The organism is Allosphingosinicella sp. (assembly GCF_036402135.1).
GTDB lineage: Bacteria > Pseudomonadota > Alphaproteobacteria > Sphingomonadales > Sphingomonadaceae > Allosphingosinicella.
Genome location: NZ_DASWTN010000031.1, coordinates 1 through 15,104 on the forward strand (window position 1 = coordinate 1; position 15,104 = coordinate 15,104).

19 protein-coding genes are annotated in these 15,104 nt (G+C 65.5%); 5 read left to right on the forward strand and 14 right to left on the reverse strand.

Going from position 1 to position 15,104, the window contains the following annotated elements:
• The 3 genes from VGD10_RS09180 to VGD10_RS09190 form a co-directional block, all read right to left on the reverse strand.
• A partial coding sequence (locus VGD10_RS09180) for an SIMPL domain-containing protein (protein ID WP_331040516.1) occupies window positions 1-658 on the reverse strand: 658 nt, incomplete at its 3' end.
• Between the two features lie 133 nt (window positions 659-791).
• Window positions 792-944: a hypothetical protein gene (locus tag VGD10_RS09185; protein ID WP_331040517.1), complete on the reverse strand. Its 153-nt coding sequence runs from the start codon at window positions 942-944 to the stop codon at window positions 792-794.
• Between the two features lie 63 nt (window positions 945-1,007).
• Window positions 1,008-1,541, reverse strand: coding sequence for a hypothetical protein (locus VGD10_RS09190; protein WP_331040518.1), 534 nt, complete (start codon window positions 1,539-1,541; stop codon window positions 1,008-1,010).
• A 241-nt stretch (window positions 1,542-1,782) separates the two neighbouring features.
• On the opposite strand from VGD10_RS09190, the gene VGD10_RS09195 reads away from it, so the two are divergent.
• The gene (locus tag VGD10_RS09195) at window positions 1,783-2,868 is read left to right on the forward strand and encodes a protein-glutamine glutaminase family protein (RefSeq protein WP_331040519.1); all 1,086 of its coding nucleotides are present in this window, start codon (window positions 1,783-1,785) and stop codon (window positions 2,866-2,868) included.
• A gap of 6 nt (window positions 2,869-2,874) precedes the next feature.
• Here VGD10_RS09195 and VGD10_RS09200 read toward each other — a convergent pair whose 3' ends face one another.
• The gene (locus VGD10_RS09200; protein ID WP_331040520.1) at window positions 2,875-4,047 is read right to left on the reverse strand and encodes a M12 family metallo-peptidase; all 1,173 of its coding nucleotides are present in this window, start codon (window positions 4,045-4,047) and stop codon (window positions 2,875-2,877) included.
• A gap of 10 nt (window positions 4,048-4,057) precedes the next feature.
• Complete coding sequence (locus VGD10_RS09205; RefSeq protein ID WP_331040521.1) at window positions 4,058-5,200, reverse strand: hypothetical protein; 1,143 nt, start codon at window positions 5,198-5,200, stop codon at window positions 4,058-4,060.
• 154 nt (window positions 5,201-5,354) lie between these two features.
• Between VGD10_RS09205 and VGD10_RS09210 the strand changes: the two genes are divergently transcribed.
• The 3 genes from VGD10_RS09210 to VGD10_RS09220 all read left to right on the forward strand — a co-directional run bounded on the left by VGD10_RS09210 (window position 5,355) and on the right by VGD10_RS09220 (window position 6,713).
• Window positions 5,355-5,945 carry a DUF1353 domain-containing protein gene (locus VGD10_RS09210; protein WP_331040522.1) on the forward strand — a complete coding sequence of 197 codons (591 nt, stop codon included), beginning with the start codon at window positions 5,355-5,357 and terminating at the stop codon, window positions 5,943-5,945.
• 85 nt (window positions 5,946-6,030) lie between these two features.
• Window positions 6,031-6,429: an SET domain-containing protein gene (locus VGD10_RS09215; protein ID WP_331040523.1), complete on the forward strand. Its 399-nt coding sequence runs from the start codon at window positions 6,031-6,033 to the stop codon at window positions 6,427-6,429.
• Window positions 6,426-6,713, forward strand: coding sequence for a GNAT family N-acetyltransferase (locus VGD10_RS09220; protein ID WP_331040524.1), 288 nt, complete (start codon window positions 6,426-6,428; stop codon window positions 6,711-6,713). Before VGD10_RS09215 ends, VGD10_RS09220 begins: the two co-directional genes overlap by 4 nt.
• Before the next feature lie 4 nt (window positions 6,714-6,717).
• On the opposite strand, the gene VGD10_RS09225 is transcribed toward VGD10_RS09220, so the two are convergent.
• The 6 genes from VGD10_RS09225 to VGD10_RS09250 all read right to left on the reverse strand — a co-directional run bounded on the left by VGD10_RS09225 (window position 6,718) and on the right by VGD10_RS09250 (window position 10,810).
• The gene (locus VGD10_RS09225; protein WP_331040525.1) at window positions 6,718-7,380 is read right to left on the reverse strand and encodes a DUF4893 domain-containing protein; all 663 of its coding nucleotides are present in this window, start codon (window positions 7,378-7,380) and stop codon (window positions 6,718-6,720) included.
• 65 nt (window positions 7,381-7,445) lie between these two features.
• A complete protein-coding gene (locus VGD10_RS09230) occupies window positions 7,446-7,778 on the reverse strand; it encodes a hypothetical protein (RefSeq protein ID WP_331040526.1) in 333 nt (110 codons plus the stop codon).
• Between the two features lie 54 nt (window positions 7,779-7,832).
• Window positions 7,833-9,254 carry a hypothetical protein gene (locus VGD10_RS09235; RefSeq protein ID WP_331040527.1) on the reverse strand — a complete coding sequence of 474 codons (1,422 nt, stop codon included), beginning with the start codon at window positions 9,252-9,254 and terminating at the stop codon, window positions 7,833-7,835.
• A 23-nt stretch (window positions 9,255-9,277) separates the two neighbouring features.
• Window positions 9,278-9,868 carry a Spy/CpxP family protein refolding chaperone gene (locus VGD10_RS09240; protein WP_331040528.1) on the reverse strand — a complete coding sequence of 197 codons (591 nt, stop codon included), beginning with the start codon at window positions 9,866-9,868 and terminating at the stop codon, window positions 9,278-9,280.
• A 58-nt stretch (window positions 9,869-9,926) separates the two neighbouring features.
• Window positions 9,927-10,538: a Crp/Fnr family transcriptional regulator gene (locus VGD10_RS09245; protein WP_331040529.1), complete on the reverse strand. Its 612-nt coding sequence runs from the start codon at window positions 10,536-10,538 to the stop codon at window positions 9,927-9,929.
• Complete coding sequence (locus tag VGD10_RS09250; protein WP_331040530.1) at window positions 10,535-10,810, reverse strand: metal-sensitive transcriptional regulator; 276 nt, start codon at window positions 10,808-10,810, stop codon at window positions 10,535-10,537. The genes VGD10_RS09245 and VGD10_RS09250 overlap by 4 nt, the downstream gene beginning before the upstream one ends.
• Window positions 10,811-10,902: 92 nt before the next feature.
• Here VGD10_RS09250 and VGD10_RS09255 point away from each other — a divergent pair, with 92 nt between their 5' ends.
• Complete coding sequence (locus VGD10_RS09255; protein ID WP_331040531.1) at window positions 10,903-11,418, forward strand: DUF4396 domain-containing protein; 516 nt, start codon at window positions 10,903-10,905, stop codon at window positions 11,416-11,418.
• Window positions 11,419-11,437: 19 nt separating this feature from the next.
• On the opposite strand, the gene VGD10_RS09260 is transcribed toward VGD10_RS09255, so the two are convergent.
• The 3 genes from VGD10_RS09260 to VGD10_RS09270 all read right to left on the reverse strand — a co-directional run bounded on the left by VGD10_RS09260 (window position 11,438) and on the right by VGD10_RS09270 (window position 14,785).
• Window positions 11,438-12,451 (reverse strand): inorganic phosphate transporter, encoded by a 1,014-nt coding sequence (locus tag VGD10_RS09260; RefSeq protein ID WP_331040532.1) that lies wholly within the window; start codon window positions 12,449-12,451, stop codon window positions 11,438-11,440.
• A 10-nt stretch (window positions 12,452-12,461) separates the two neighbouring features.
• Window positions 12,462-13,586, reverse strand: a complete 1,125-nt coding sequence (locus VGD10_RS09265) for a DUF47 family protein (RefSeq protein WP_331040555.1) — start codon at window positions 13,584-13,586, stop codon at window positions 12,462-12,464.
• A gap of 80 nt (window positions 13,587-13,666) precedes the next feature.
• Window positions 13,667-14,785 (reverse strand): sulfotransferase, encoded by a 1,119-nt coding sequence (locus VGD10_RS09270; RefSeq protein WP_331040533.1) that lies wholly within the window; start codon window positions 14,783-14,785, stop codon window positions 13,667-13,669.
• Window positions 14,786-15,104 lie beyond the last annotated feature (319 nt).

Below are 15,104 nucleotides of genomic sequence, written 5' to 3' on the forward strand. Positions count from 1 at the left end.
CGCCCGATTCCGGCGGCGGCGGCGGAGAGACCACCGGCGCGGACATCTGCACGTCGTAGCTCCGCCCATAATGATGCGGCACCTGATATTCGCCGCCGTCATAAATGCCGAGCACGCGCTTTACCTTCAGGCCCGCAGCGCCCGCATAGGCGTCGGCGCGGGATCGGGCGGCGCGATAGGCTGCCGCATAGGCTGAACGGTTGGCGCTCTCCCGGTCCGACACGCGGAGGTCCGGGCCCGACAGGACGTTGGCGCCCGCCTCGGTCACACCGGTCACCGCATCGCCCACCTTGCTCATGTCGCGAAGCCTTACCTCGACGATATTGTCGGCGCGGAAGCGGCCCCGCTCCGGCCCGTGATCTATACGCTGCAGGCTGAGGTTCCGGGTCTGAAGATCGTCGGGCTTGACGCCGAGCCTGGTCAGCGCCGCCGTCACCTGCTCCATCTTCCGCCGGTTGGCCGCGCTCGCCTCGCCCGCGCTTGCCGCCATCGACTGGACCCCGAGCTGCAGCCGCGCCTCGTCCGGCCGCGTATCGGCCCGCCCGCTTGCCGCCACGGTCAGCAACGTCTCGTCCTTGTCCACCCCACGCGGATCGGGCGCCGTGTCCGAACAGGCGGCAAGGGTAGCTAAGGCAGCAGCGGCGGCAACGAAACGCATGGCAATCCTCCCGGAATAAGTCATGTTATAACATGCATGACTTCCACCGGCGGAAGGAATAAGTCAATCCCGCCTGCAACTTAGCTAGATCGGCGGCGCCGCACGCCCGGCGCCGAACGCTCCCTGCCCTCCCTCAATAGAGGAAGGTGAACAGCAGCGCCCCAATCACGAAGACCGCGAGCAATGCGGGCACGATGAAGACGCGCCAGCCGCTCGAGTCGTCGAATTCCAGGCTGCTATGATATTCGTCATGCTCCAGCGGCATGGACTGGGACCGGTTTTCCATCGGTCGCCTCCTTACAAAGGCCGCCCCGCTTCCGCCGCAGCACCGGCGGCGCCCAGCCGCGACTTATACGCCGATTTCCGCCCTCTTTCCAGCCTCTTCGCCGTCCTGGCCCGGCGCCGGCGCAGCCGCATCCAGCCGCTTCTGCACCGCTTTCACCTTCCGCATGATCCGCCGCCGCGCCGCCTCTATCTCCTCGGGATGATACTCGACGTCGGCCTCGATCGCCGTCTCCCGGTGCATCTTTAGGAGCGAGAGCGCGATTGCGTTCGGATATTCGTGGGTCTTGTCGACCGATCCGTCGGCGCGGGTGACGGTCTTCACCGTCCCGTTCAGCGCCCGGTCGAGCAGCATCACCTCAAGCTTCGCATAGCCTTCCCGAAGCGCCGCCGACCACTCCGCGCGAAAGCCAGCATCCCGCTTCTGGAGCGTATAGAGGCTCCCCGATCCCATCTTCACCGCCCGAAGCGAGGCCGCCACGTTGCAGGTCGACGCCAGCTCCTCCAGGAACCGCCTCTTCTTCTCCGCGGTCCACTCATGCGCCCGCACCGGCCGCATCCGCGCCCTCCCCCGACCGGCCACAGCCAACTCCCGCCTCATCCGCCGCTCCTCCAGCCAAACAAAAGGCCGGCACGACTCCCGCCGCCCGGCCTTTCCTTCGCCTCCAGAAGTGACTCGCACGTCTGGAGCATGCCTTATTGGCACCTGAACAGCGTCACGCTGTCAAGGATATATCGCCATATAGGTTAAACCATTATACTGTGACTTTCGCTCGTTTGGATGAGTTTCGCTTTGCCAGACGCTTGAAATTGACCGACAAGCGGGCGGAAGGGAGAAGGACATGCGGACAATCGTGGACCTGGTGGAGAGCGTAGAAACATCGCGCTCATCCATATTAGAAGCCATTACGAAATCGGCCGACGAGGACGCGCCTCTTAAGGTTGCGTTGGAAGGCGGAGAACGCCTGACCCTCGCTTCGGGCGGCGAGAAAGCCGCCATCTATGCGGAAGTTCTGGAGGAGGCGCGCGAGGCCCGCCTTCCGCTCTACATGGAGGCCGATCAGGACCGGCTGGTGCGGCTTCACACCGCGCGCGTCGGCCACATCCTCTCGCTCGAGGAAACGGCCGACGGCCTCGTCCTCCTCATGACCAACTCCCATTCGCGGCACCTGCTCCGCCGCGACAATCCGAACTTCACCCAGTTCGCCGCCATTCTGCGCGAGGCGGAGGCAGGCGACCTGGCGATTGCGGTGACCGATCACCAGGGCATAATCGATGTCCGCCTCGCTCCGGCTTCGGAGAAGTTCCTAGGCGAAGAAGCGGAAGTGGCGCCGCCCGACGGCAGCCATGCCCTTGCTGAAAACTTCGTTCCCGCCGCGGCTCTGGAATGGGAAAGGGCGGTTCAGATCTTCACTCAGATCGCGGCCATGGACTGCCCCGTCTCGGCCGTGGCCCCGCCCTGCATTCCCTTCGATTACCCGACCGACTGGTGCTGGGTCCGCGCCCACGCAATGGTCCGGTTCATGCGGCAGAACCATGGCGCCGAACCGCAGAAGATCTGGATCAGGGGCAGCCTCAAGGCCGCGACGCGCAACGATCCCCAGTGCAAGGTCTTCTGGGGCTGGCATGTCGCGCCTCTCGTCACGGCGCTCCATCCGCAAACGGGCGCCGCCGTACCGGTGGTGTTCGATCCCTCGATCAAGGCCGACGGGCCGATGCTCCAGCAGGAATGGGTGGCGGCGCAGGGTGATCCCCAGGCTGAGGTTACGCTCACGGCCTGGGAGGTCTATAATTACCGGCGTTTCGGCGGCCCGATCACCGATCCGCAGTTCGGCAGGGTAGATGCCGGCCTCAAATCCGCCCGGGCCGATCTAAAGGCGCAAATCGCCAATGACGGTCCGCCGCCTTACGCCCACTGCCCAGTCTAGGCCAGCTCAGGGCGCCTCCACATAATTGGCGATCGCAGCGCGGCTTTGCCGAATGGCTTCGGCATTATTGGCTCGTTCGGTGCCGACCGGCACTCCGCGGAATCTCAGCTGCGGGTTGGAAAAGAGCGGCAGCCTGTTGTCGGCGCCGTCGTAATCCATCATGTCCCCCCACCGGCTTCCGCCCGATCTGAACGAATAGCCCCGCGACATGCAGCTGCCGAGGTCGGTGTGGCCGGCGCCGAACAAATGGCCCAGCTCATGTGAAGGCGTCATGTAAATCTGCAGCGAATCCGCACTGACGAGGCCGAGGTAGCGGCCGTCCCGATTATATTCGAAGCGGAGACGTGGCTTATAGCAATAAGCGACGCCGTGCGCGCTGTTGTACCTATGGTGGAACAGAAGGACGAGGTCCGCTGTGGCGGCCCCGCGTTCCGCGCGCACCGTCTCCGAAGCCATCGCGCTGCCGAGCCTCGCCGGCGTTTGATCCGGAACCTGCCGGATCGCGGTGATGCGGATGCTCGTGCCGCTCGCCGCCAGCGCGTCGTTCGAAAATTCCTCGTTGAGGTAGGCTGAGGTTTCGACCTTCGCCGCATCGCCCCATTCGCGCGCTGCCGACGGCGTATAGAGGATCGCGACATCGACCCGGCTTCCGTCCTCGCTGTTCGGCTGGACGAACCCTGCCTCGCCTTCCGCCGCCTCGCCGGCCTCGTCGGCGATCGCTTCTTCGATCAGGTCGGGCTCCGCGCCTCCGCGTTTCACCACATGGCCTTCCGGCACCGGGTGAAGCAGGTACATGCCGTCGTCGCCGATCAGGTAAAGCGCCACCAGCCCTTTGTGGACGACCATGGTGAAGCGGCCTTCGGCTATGCCTTCGAGGCTCCCCTTCACCACCCGCGTCTCCGGCGTCCGCTCGCTGACCGTCTCGACGATGCCGACGAAACTCTTGTCCTCGAACATGTTGAGCGGGATGCGCTCGGGATAGTCCGGGTCGTCCACCCGAAGCCGCGTGAGCTGCTCGATCAGCTCGCCGTTCAGCGAGACCTGCTCCCCCGCGCCGGGCGCAAGGCCCGCCTCCCGGGAGGAGATGAGCGGCGCCGGTCCGCCTTCGCTCGTGCCGCACGAAGCCGCGGCAGACAGGAGGATGGCCAGTGCGGCCTTGCCCCATGAAGTGGCTGTCATTTCCCGTCCCTTACCTGACGATGAGGTTGACCTTCTTCTTGGACCCCGGCGACGATCCTAGACGGATAGGCTGCGAAACGATTTCGGTACGGCCTTGAAGCAGCGCTTCCGCTTGCTCCTGCAACGCGTCGCGCGTGCCTTTCGAGAAGCTGTCGAGGATTTCGGTGATTTCCTCCCGCTTCGCCGATCCCGTCTCGGAAAGCTGGGCGGCGGCGCCGCCGCTTCCGCTGGTCACGAGGTGGCCAAGCTGGACCTTCCCCAGCTCCTGCACGAGCGTATCGGGAACGGCGGTCCCCGAAATCCCGCCCTTGTAGAGCGCCCAGAGCGCCGCGGCCTGTGACGTCCTGGCGGACCCCATCAAGTCCAGTTGGGAGGCAAGCTCCGACAGTGCCTCTTCGTCCTCGCTTCTGGAGCCCGTCGTGTCCGCCACAACGTCGCCCGCCTGAATCGCATCCTTCGTCAGGCGAAGGATGTTGGCGGGGGAGCAGACGACCTGATGCTCGACCAGCTGGGTTACGACGTCGTCGAAATGCGCCGCGCCCATGTCCGTCAGCGCCTCTTCATGCGCGGCCAGCGCCCGGAAGGTCAGCTCGCGCACTTCGTGGATATTGTCCGCGCCGAACAGGAAATGGGCGTCGATCGTGCTGATCCCCGCCAGCGCGGCTCCCGACGCGAGCGAGAAGCCCTCGAGATAATCGTCGGCCTTGGAACTGCTCAGATTGGCGAGCGCCACGATCCCCGTGAGCGCTGTCAGGATCGGCGCGATCATGTCACGGCCGACATCCGAATCCCGCTGCAGGATCGCCATCTCGCGGAAGAAGCCGTCGCAATTGGTGCGGACCAGCAGGAAACCGCTGCTCCTCATTTCGCCGAGCGCCGCGGTCTGGGTCGGGCTTGCTGCGGCGAGCGTCGCGAAATGCTTGAACCGGTCGCGGAAATTAAGGTTCGTGGTGGTGGTACGCCTGGTGGTGACGATGTTCCGGGCGTTGCCTGCCTCGACCCGCTCGGTCTTTTCTACCACCTCGACGGCCGTTCCCTTGCCATCGCCGACGATGCCCGAGGTCTCAATGATCCGCGGCGGTCCCTCCAGCTGCGCAGCGCACGCCTGAAGCAGCATGCAGCCCGCAGCAGCGGCCAGTGCCTGTTTTCTCACGATGCCCCCCCTTTTCCGGTTCGAATGACCGGTATTCCCTGCAACCTGCTATCCCACTGAAATCGGAAATCAAACCGCTTTTACGCTGCGGAACGGATGGAAATCCTATTCTCGGCTGCTGCCGTGCCGTTATGGTGGCGGCAGGGAGGACATCATGGCTGCTCAATTTTCCGGAGAACCGAAGACGATCTGGCTGACCGAAGGCGGCGCGGATCGCAGGATGAAGCTGGTCGAGGATTTCTGGTTCGACGACCGCACCGGCACGCGCTGGCACGCGAAGCAGGGCAGCGTCGTCGACGGCGCCTCGATTCCGCGGGCGCTCTGGGTGCTCGTGGGCTCCCCTTACACGGGCGAATATCGCCGCGCCTCCATCGTGCACGACATTGCCTGCGTAGAGGCAGAGGGCGACGATGCGGCACGGAAGCGCGCGGACAAGATGTTCTACCAGGCCTGCCGCGCCGGCGGCTGCAACTGGTGGGATGCGACCATCCTCTATATCGGCGTACGCATCGGCGCTTGGTACGGAGGCGGACTGGTCGAGGAGCCGGAAGGGCCGAAGCTCCGCCGCACAAGCCTCGACGAACAGCTCGAACGCGATTTCCAGATGGTGAGCCAGATCGTTCTTTCGAAGGGCGAGACCGACGATCCCGAAGAGATCGAGGCGCGGACGGACGAAGCCGCGGCCAAGGTCGCCAAGATGAACCTCATGGCGTTCGAAAGCGGGGCCGCGCTCGCCGCCGCATAGCCGTGCCCCGGCCTTTCGAACGGCGGCGGATAAATAAGCCGATCAATGCGTTACGGCCCTCGAACGAACAGGGAAGTTTCGCAAGATGATGCTCATCCCCACCTATGTCGCGCCTTCGAAGATCGAGGGGGTGGGCGTGTTCGCGGCCGAGGACGTGTCCGAAGGCGCGCAGATTTGGGAGCTGGCGCCCAGCCTCGACCGCCTCATCCACAAGGATGAGGTTGCGGGCCTTCCGCCGCCGCTCCAGGATTTCGTCGAGCGCTATTCCTACCCCTATCCGCACGATCCGGACCAACTCATCGTCGAGATCGACAATGGCCGCTTCATGAACCATTCGGAACATCCCAACACCCGCTTCGACGATCCGGACGCAGGTTTCACCCGCCGCGCGATCAAGGCAGGCGAGGAGCTCACCTGCAACTATGCCGAATTCGATCCGACCTTCGAGATCCTCCCCGGCCGCCTGTTCGTGGTGGCCGAATGATGACCGAGGTTCGCAACAACGAGGACGAAACCCGCTACGAGCTTGAGACCGACGCCGGCCTCGCCCTCGCCGCCTACGCGCCGAAGAACGGCATCGTGAGCTTCACCCATACCGAAGTCCCGCAGGCGCTCGAAGGCCAGGGCATAGGCAGCCGCCTCATCAAGGGCGCGCTCGACGATGTCCGCAGCCGCGGCCTCAAGGTCCGCCCGCTCTGCTCCTTCGTCCGCTCCTACATGGAACGGCATCCGGAAACGCACGACCTGCTGGCCGAACCGCTCGGCTGACGCTTTAGTCCTCCGGCTGCACCGGAGACGGCGTCATCTCCATCACGATCAGCTTCGCCTCCTCCCGCGGGAACGGAATGAGCAGCCGAAAGCGCAAGGGCCCGATCCGCTCGATGACACCCGCCACATTCCGCTCCGGCTTCTCTCCATAAGCCGGTGGCGCATCCTCGCCCGCCGCCTGGTTGGCGCCGAGGAAGATCATGCGCGGCCCCTTGTCGTCCAGCAGGAATCCGCCCGGAAGGTCGCTCCCCGTCTGCTTGGTGAGGGTCAGCTGCTCCCCGTCGACGCCGATATAGCAGAACTGGCTGTTGAACCGCTGAAAGGCCCGCGCCCGACCCTTGCCGCCCAGCTTCAGCACCCGGCACTGATAGGATCCGGGCGCCGGCGCCGGCCGAGCCAGCGCGGCGCCGGGTCGAAGCAGCGCCTCCTCGACCGCGACCGCGCGGGTAAAGCCCGCCCGCCGCGCCTCATTGAGCGCCTCCGTCCAGGCCATGGGCAGCCGTTCGATCCGGTCGACATCCTCGTCGGCCGCCGCCTGCCGCCAGGCGGGCTCGTCCTCGACCACCACCACCGGCTCCGGCGCGTCGGGCTCAGGCGCAGGCGCGGTCTTGCAGGCGGCAAGAACCGCGACGAGACTCAGGGGCACAAGGCGAAGCGGGGACGCCATAGCCCCTCCTAACGCAAAAGGTTGAAGGAACGTTGCGTCACCGCAACGGGCTGCCGCTCATTTCGCTAAAGACAGCGCTGAATGACGGGCCCAAGGCTGTAATTGATCGTCTGCCGCACCGACACGTTGCTTCCGCCCGCAGTCGCCCGCACCGTCGCGATCGCCGCCGGGTTGCCGGCCTGCGTGCGAAGGATCAGCCGGGTGAAGCCGTCCCCGCGCTCGGTATCGACCGGGCCCAGGTTCCGCATGCCGGACGAAACGCATCCCGCCAGCTCCGCCATCGAACGCTGGCTCACATACCGCCCGTCCGGCCGCCGATTGTCGAGGTCGTAGATCGTCGCACAGCCGGTGAGGGCCGCGGCCGCAGCGGCCGGAATAGAGAGCCATATACCTCGCATAACGCGGCAGTGACGCCTGCCGCGCCGGGAAAGTTCCCTAAGGGCGCCCGTCGCTCAGTCGATCTTCAGCCGCACGAACGCCATCGCCCCGCGCGGATCGCCGCCGTACACCGTCTCCAGAGCGGCCGGCACGAAGTTGAACGCATAAAGCCCGCCGACGCCCAGCTTCACATTCTCCGAAAGCGTGAAATCGTGCAGCGCGCCGACCGAAATCTTCGCGACGTCGAAGGTCGGCCCATGATGGCCGTGATCGCCGCTCAGAAGCTCGTTATTCTCGGTCGCCTCGGCCCGGCCGAAGAATGTCCACGGCCCCTGGTTCACCGCGCTCTCAAGCACCCAGGCATCGAACCACTCGCTATGATCGCCCGACCTGCGCCCCCAGGCCAAGGTCGAGGACCACCAGCCGCCCGCGATCGGCTTCGTATAAATCGCGCTCGCCGACCATTTCTCCTGGTCCTCGCCTGGCTCCAGTTGCTCGGGCTCCTTCAGATCCGCCCAGCTCGCCTGCAGCGACAAAGTATCGGTCGGGTTCCACGACAGCCGTACCGCCGTCGAATCCAGCGGCCCGGTCTCGATATTGTAGCGCTTCTCGTCCGGCTCCCGCCCGTTGAAGCGCGACGCCTCCACCTTGAACTGGTCGAGCACCAGCCCCGCCGTCACCACGCCGAACGTGATGTGCGTGGAATCGAGCCAGTGGTGGCTAATCGGCGCTTCGGGGGAATCCATGATCGACATGCGGTGCATGAAGGCCGGCGGCCCGAACGCCGGCTCGCCCGGAAGCCCGCCGTAAAGATAGACGCTGCTCTTCTCGCTCAACGCCACGCTGTAGCTCGCCGACAATTCCATGAAGAAATCGTGCGGATGCTGCCGGTCGACCAGCACGGTTTCGCCGTCCGCCGTTTCGCCGGACGCGAGGTGCAGCGGATAGCCCCTCTTTCCCATGAACGGGTCGGGGCTCAGCATCGCCCGGAACTGGAGCGCATTGCCGTTTGCGAAGTCGCGCCGCGCCATGCCCATCACCATGCCGGACACGAAGGCCTTGTCGTCGCCGCGTGGCCCCTCCTGCCAGCTATAGACGCCGTTCAGAAGCGCATGGCCCATCAGGGTCCAGTCGCCGGAGGTGAGGTGGAGGCCCATATGCTCCGAAGTATCCGGCTGCCATGCGGTGCCGGAGGCTTCGCGGCTCATCGGATAGGGCCCGAGCGCCCCCGTCATCTGATGGCCGCCGCCATGATCGCCATGCTCCTCCGCCGGAGCAGCCTCGGCGGCGCCATGCTGGCTATGATCCATGCCCTGATGCTGGCTGTGATCCGCCGCCGGCGCCTCCGCCGCCTCCGGTGCCGTCCCATGCTGGTGCGCCTGATGGTCCTCCGCGGGCTGCGCGGCAGGCGCGGGCGTGCTGCCATGGCCCGCATGCTGGGCAGCGGCGGGCGCGGCGGCGGCAAGAGCGGCGGCGGCGGTGATGATCGTCTTCATTGGGTCTCCATCGAAAGCATCTACTAGTGATTGTGTCCGGCGGGCTTCTGGGCGTCGGCGGCAGGGCGGGCCCGTCCCGTTCCGGCTCCCGACCGGCGAAGCGCGACGTAACGCGCGACCTGCGCCGGCGTCAGGATATCCATCATCGCCAGGTGGGTGCGAAGGTGCACCACCTTCAGCGCCGCTTCCGTCTCCCCGATCCGGCGCGCCGCGGCTTCAAGCGACGCAGGCGTCGCCCTTTTGTCCCTGAACAGCGCCTCCAGCTCGCCTTCCTCGGCAAGCAGCTGGTGGCCGAGCCCCTTGGCCCCCGCCAGCATCTGGTCGAATAGGCCTTGCGTCTTCGCCCGCTGGTCGGCGGACAGCGAAAGCTCGCCCGCCATTTCCAGCACGTGGCGCGGCCCCGGATAGCCATTGCCTTCCGCCGGCAGCGCAAGGCCCATGCCGCGCCCCTCGCGAAGCCCTGCCGCCCGCTCCTCGGCGCTGTAGCCGAGCGTCGATGCGGCCGACGCCGTCGCCGCCTGGCCGCTGCCCTGCTCCCCATGACCGGTGTGATCCTGCGCCGCCGCCTGCTGCGCCGCGCCGAACAATAAAGCCGTCAGAATCAGTCTCTTCATTTCGCTTCTCCTTCGCAGAGAAGCATAGAAGGCTGCGGAGACGGTGATATGATCCGGATCATGCGCCGGTCCTCAACGCAATTATATCGCCGCGCCGCGCAAGCAGTCCGTCCCGCTCCAGCGAAGCCATGCCGCGGTAAAATGCTTCGCGAGACAGCCCGACCTCGGCGGCAATGTCCTGCAGCGCGCCCCGCACTCGAAGCTCGCCGCTCCCCGCATCGGCGTTTAGGCCGACATACAGCAGGATGCGCTCCGTCGCCGACCGCACCTCCCGGAACTCCAGCCGGTGGCGGACGCTCTGGAGCTGCCCGGCAATCACCCGCGCGAAGCTGAGCGCCATCGCGCCGTCCTCCGCCATCGCAGCGGCCAGCTCGTCGCGGCGGCACAGGCTGACGACCGATGCCTCGGCCGCCACGGCGTCGCAATGATAGGCTGCGGCGAACAGCGACGCCTCGGCCACCAGCTCGCCCGGCCGAACCTTGTGGAGCACCAGCAGCCGCCCGTCGATCGTCCGCCGTTCGAGCCGCACCAGCCCTTCCTCGACCCGGTACATCGCCGCGACCTCGTCGCCGCGGTGGAACAGGGCTTCGTCCTTGCCGAGCGTGCGGCGGCGCTGGGCGGTGCCGCTCCACCAGCCCCACAGGTCGCCGCTCTCGGCCGCGCTGGTCACCGCGCGCTCCGCTCCAGCAACTGAATGAGCTCGCTCGCCTTCTGCCTTTGATCGTCCGCGTCGCCGCCGGTGATCGCCGCTTCGATGCAATGGCCGAGATGGTCCTTCAGCATCTCCGTCTCGACCCGCACCAAAGCCGCGCGCACCGCCTGGATCTGCGTCAGCACGTCGATGCAGTAACGGTCTTCCTCGACCATCCGCGCGACCCCGCGCACCTGGCCCTCGATCCGCTTCAGGCGGTTCTGCAGCCCTGTCTTGTTCTTCCGATCCATCACCGCGCCGATATACCCCCTCCGGGTAATTGCAATCCTTTTTCGATGAACGTACATATACCCCCATAGGGTATTAGAAACAAGGATCGATCATGACCTCTCACGATCATGCAGCACATGGGGATCATCACTGCCATTCCGGCAATGGCGGCGCGGCCGCCCCTGCCCATCACGGCCATGGCGGCGGCGGCACCTGGCGCACCGCGGCCCATTCGACGCTTCACTGCCTTACCGGCTGCGTGATCGGCGAAGTGGCGGGCCTCGCCATCGGCGTCAGCCTCGGCCTGCCCGCATGGCAGACGATCGTCCTTGCAACGACCCTTGCCTATCTTTCAGGCATCACCCTCGGCGTGCTTCCGGTCATGCGCGACCGCCGCCTCGCCTTCCTCCCCGCACTCCGCATCATCTGGATCGGCGAAGTGATCTCGATCGGTGTCATGGAATTCGCGATGAACTTCGCCGACTACCATATGGGCGGCATGACCGCCGGCTCCATCTTCAGCTGGATGTTCCTCCGCGGCCTTCTGATCGCCATCCCCGCCGGCTTCCTCGCCGCCTGGCCGGTCAATTACTGGCTCCTCAAACGCAACCTCAAGGCCTGCCATTAAGGCAGGCCTGCCGCACGCCTCAGAACAGCAGCGTCAGGCTGTAAAAAAGCGCCCCGACTGCGGCGGAGGCGGGGATGGTGATGACCCAGGCGGTGATCACGCTCCGCGCCACGCCCCAGCGGACGGCGGAAGCGCGGCGGGCGGTGCCCGCGCCGATGATGCAGCCGGTGATCGTGTGCGTGGTCGACACGGGAATGCCGAGGGACGATGCGGAAAACAGCATCACCGATCCGCCCAGCGAGGCGCTGAAGCCCTGATGCTGGGATAATTTGGTGATCCGCGACCCCATCGTCTCGATGATCCGCCACCCGCCCGACAATGTGCCAAGGCCGATCGCGATATAGCAGCTGATCGCCACCCAGTGCGGCACTTCGAAATCGCCCGTCAGATAGCCGGTCGAATAGAGAAGCACCGTGATGATCCCCATCGTCTTCTGCGCATCGTTGAGGCCGTGACCGACCGAATAGGTGGCGGAGGAAATGAGGTGGAGGACGCGGAAGCTCCGCTCCGCCGTCCTCGCGGTCGCATCCTTCAGCATCCAGCTCGTCGCAAGCATGATCAGCATGGCGAGAAGCATGCCGATGGTCGGCGAAAGGACGATGGCGATCAGCGTCTTGTTGAGCCCTGTCCATTGCACGCCGGTGAGGCCGGCATGGGCGACGCCCGCGCCCACAAGGCCGCCAACCAGCGCGTGGCTCGAGGACGAGGGAATGCCCTTCAGCCACGTGACCACGTTCCAGAACATCGCTCCGATCAGCGCGCCGAACACCACGGCCGGCGTGATGACGTCCTGATCGATCAGGCCCTTCCCGATCGTCTCCGCCACCTTGTGAAGGCTGGGGAAGGCTAGCGACAGGAAATAGGCGGCGAAGTTGAAGAAGGCGGCGAAGACGACCGCCTGGACCGGGCCCAGCAGACGCGTGGCGACCACGGTGGCGATGGAGTTCGCCGCATCGTGAAGGCCGTTCAGGAAATCGAACGCCAGTGCGATGATGATGAGGCCGACCAGCAGCGGAAAGGCGAGTTCGTGCACGGGCCGGAGCTCAGGAGTGGTCGATCACGATGCCGTCGATCTCGTTCGCGACGTCTTCGAAGGAATCGGTAATCCGTTCGAGGTGCTTGTAGATTTCCCGCGCCACGATGAAGCGGAGCGTGTTCGATGCGCCATCCCGCTGATAGGCTTTCTTGAGCCCGGCGGCGTGGATCTCGTCGGCATGGCCCTCCATTCGGACCAGCCGTGACGTGAGTTCGTGGAGGCGTCCGCCGTTGCGGCCGACGTCGCGGAGCAGCGGCATCGCCTCTGCGGCCAGCCGCGCTGCATCGACGATGATCGCGGCCATGTCCTTCATCTCCGGGTCGAACTCGGTGAACTCATACAGTTCGATGGCCGACGCCGCCGAATGCATCTCGTCCACCGCATCGTCCATGGCGGCGATCAGGCTGGTGATCGCGCCGCGGTCGAACGGCGTCAGGAAAGTGCGGCGGACGGTGGTCAGCACTTCGCGGATGATGTCGTCCGCCTCATGCTCACGCTCGTGGATTTCGCGTATATGGTCTTTCATGCCGGGGCCGCCGTCGAGCAGCCGGCCGACGGCGGCGGCGGCGGCGACCAGCGTTGCCGCATGCGCCTCGAACAGTTCGAAGAAATTTCCGGTCTTGGGAAGGAGGCGCTGGAACCAGGCGAACATGGGACCCACTTTCGATTTTTCGGCGACGACGTTGATGAGGCCGGTCTGACGGGCGGCCCGGTTGAATTCCGATGCTCCGAACGACCGGATGAGGTTTGCGAGGTCCGCCTCCTCGACCGCATCGGCGGCTTCGGCGAGCGGGAACCACCGGCGGGTGCGCTGGCCCTGTTCTTTCCAGGCATCGAGCTCCTGCGTCACCGCGAGCGGGAATACCTCGACATCGAACATCAGCGAGGCGCCGTTGCCGCGCCTTTTCCGATAACGGTAGGAACCGAGCGGCGTCGGGCAGATCGCGCCGCGCACGCCAGCTTCTTCTTCGGCCTCCATCGCGGCTGCCGCATGCGGCGCAAGGTTGCCGCTGGGGTTTCCTTTGGGGATCACCCAGCGCTTCGTCTCCCGCGACGTGACCAGCATGATGCTCACGGGCGCATCGACGGCGTTCCCGCGGGTCCGGTACGGCAAGGCTGCGATCTGACGGATGGCGGACGCTTTCAGCTGTCGGTGGTGGATTGTGACACTTTCATGACAATATTGCGCGACGAAGCGCAAGCCGTTGGTCGTCAGAAGGCGCCGGAGAGGCCGAATTCCTGTGGGTTATAGGAATGGCCCCGAAAGCCGCTTCGTTCGGCACGCTCCAAATAGCGCCGCATCCGGCCCTCCACCTCTTCAGTCAACTCCATGTCGAGAAAGGCATAGATGCGCCGCATCTCGCCTTGCCAGTCGCGGCTCACCGCGTCGAACTCCACCTTGATCTGCGGCAGTTCCGGCCGCGCCGACAGCACCTTTGCGGCCGCCTCTTCCCGCCGCTGGGTCTTCCTTAGCCATTCGGCGCCGATCCAGGCTTTGTCGGCGTCGTCCGACTGCACCCGCATCTGGTTCCACACCAGAGAGGCCGACGAAGCAACCACCGCGGCCGCGTCGCGGCGAAGGCGAATGAGCCGGGCATCGGGAAACGCCTCCAGCAGAAGATCGAGATCCTCCATGAATTGCGGCGCCTTCATCACCCGCGGGCGCTTGTCCCGCCGGCTCCAGGCGATGGTCTGCATCAGCCGCCGGAAATCGCGGTAGACCGGCCGCCGGTCCTCGCCTTCCCACCAGCGGGCGAAGCTCGGCACCCGCCACTGCGCCTCGATCTGCGCACCGAACAAGGACAGGCTGAACAGCCCGAACTCCTCCTCAGGATGGTTCGGCGCGGCAGGATGGATGCGGGCAAGCTCCGGATTGAGCGCGGCCATGATTTTGAGGCCCGCATAGGTTTCCAGCCGCCGCCCGTGCCGCGGCACCGGGCTCATCGTTTCGAAGAGACGCGTATGGGCAAGGCGCCGGTCGCAGGCGAGGAGGCGCTGAAGCCGGGTCGTACCGGACCGCATCTGGCCGAGGACGACGATAGGCGCCGACATCGGCCACTCCAAGATCTCCGGATGCTGCGCCCACAGCCGCTCCGCCCGCGCCCGCTCCCGCAGCAGCCGCACGATCTGCCCATGTGCCATGGCCTTGCCGATCGGGTTGAGCGCGGCCTCTTCGCGAAGGCTCCACAGCAGCCGCTCCAGCGCCTCCTGCAGCCGATGTTCCCTCAAGGTGTAACCGGCGGCCTTTTCCAGCACCGCGCGCTCGAGCACAGGCTCGGGCAGCAGGCCCTTGCGCCACGCCTTGGTCAGCAGCTGATTGATGCGGGACATTGGAACGGCCAGTCTCGGGCTCGGCGCCAAATGTCCAGTGCCAGAAATGAAATGACCCGCCGCTTGATCAGAGCGACGGGTCCTAATTCAAGCGGAGTGGGGTTCCGCCTGAACCCCGTTTAGAAAGTCACGGTTACCGCAACCTTAACAGGCACCCTGCGGTGAATACCTAGTTCCTGATTTGAAATGATTTTCGCGGGATGCGCGGCATGAGCGGGAGAAAGATGTGCCGCCAGCAGAAACAGCTGAGCCGGAGCCTCTTCGGCTCGGTTCATGGTCCCCACACCGTCAGCCCCTGCCGACGACACATGTAACTCGC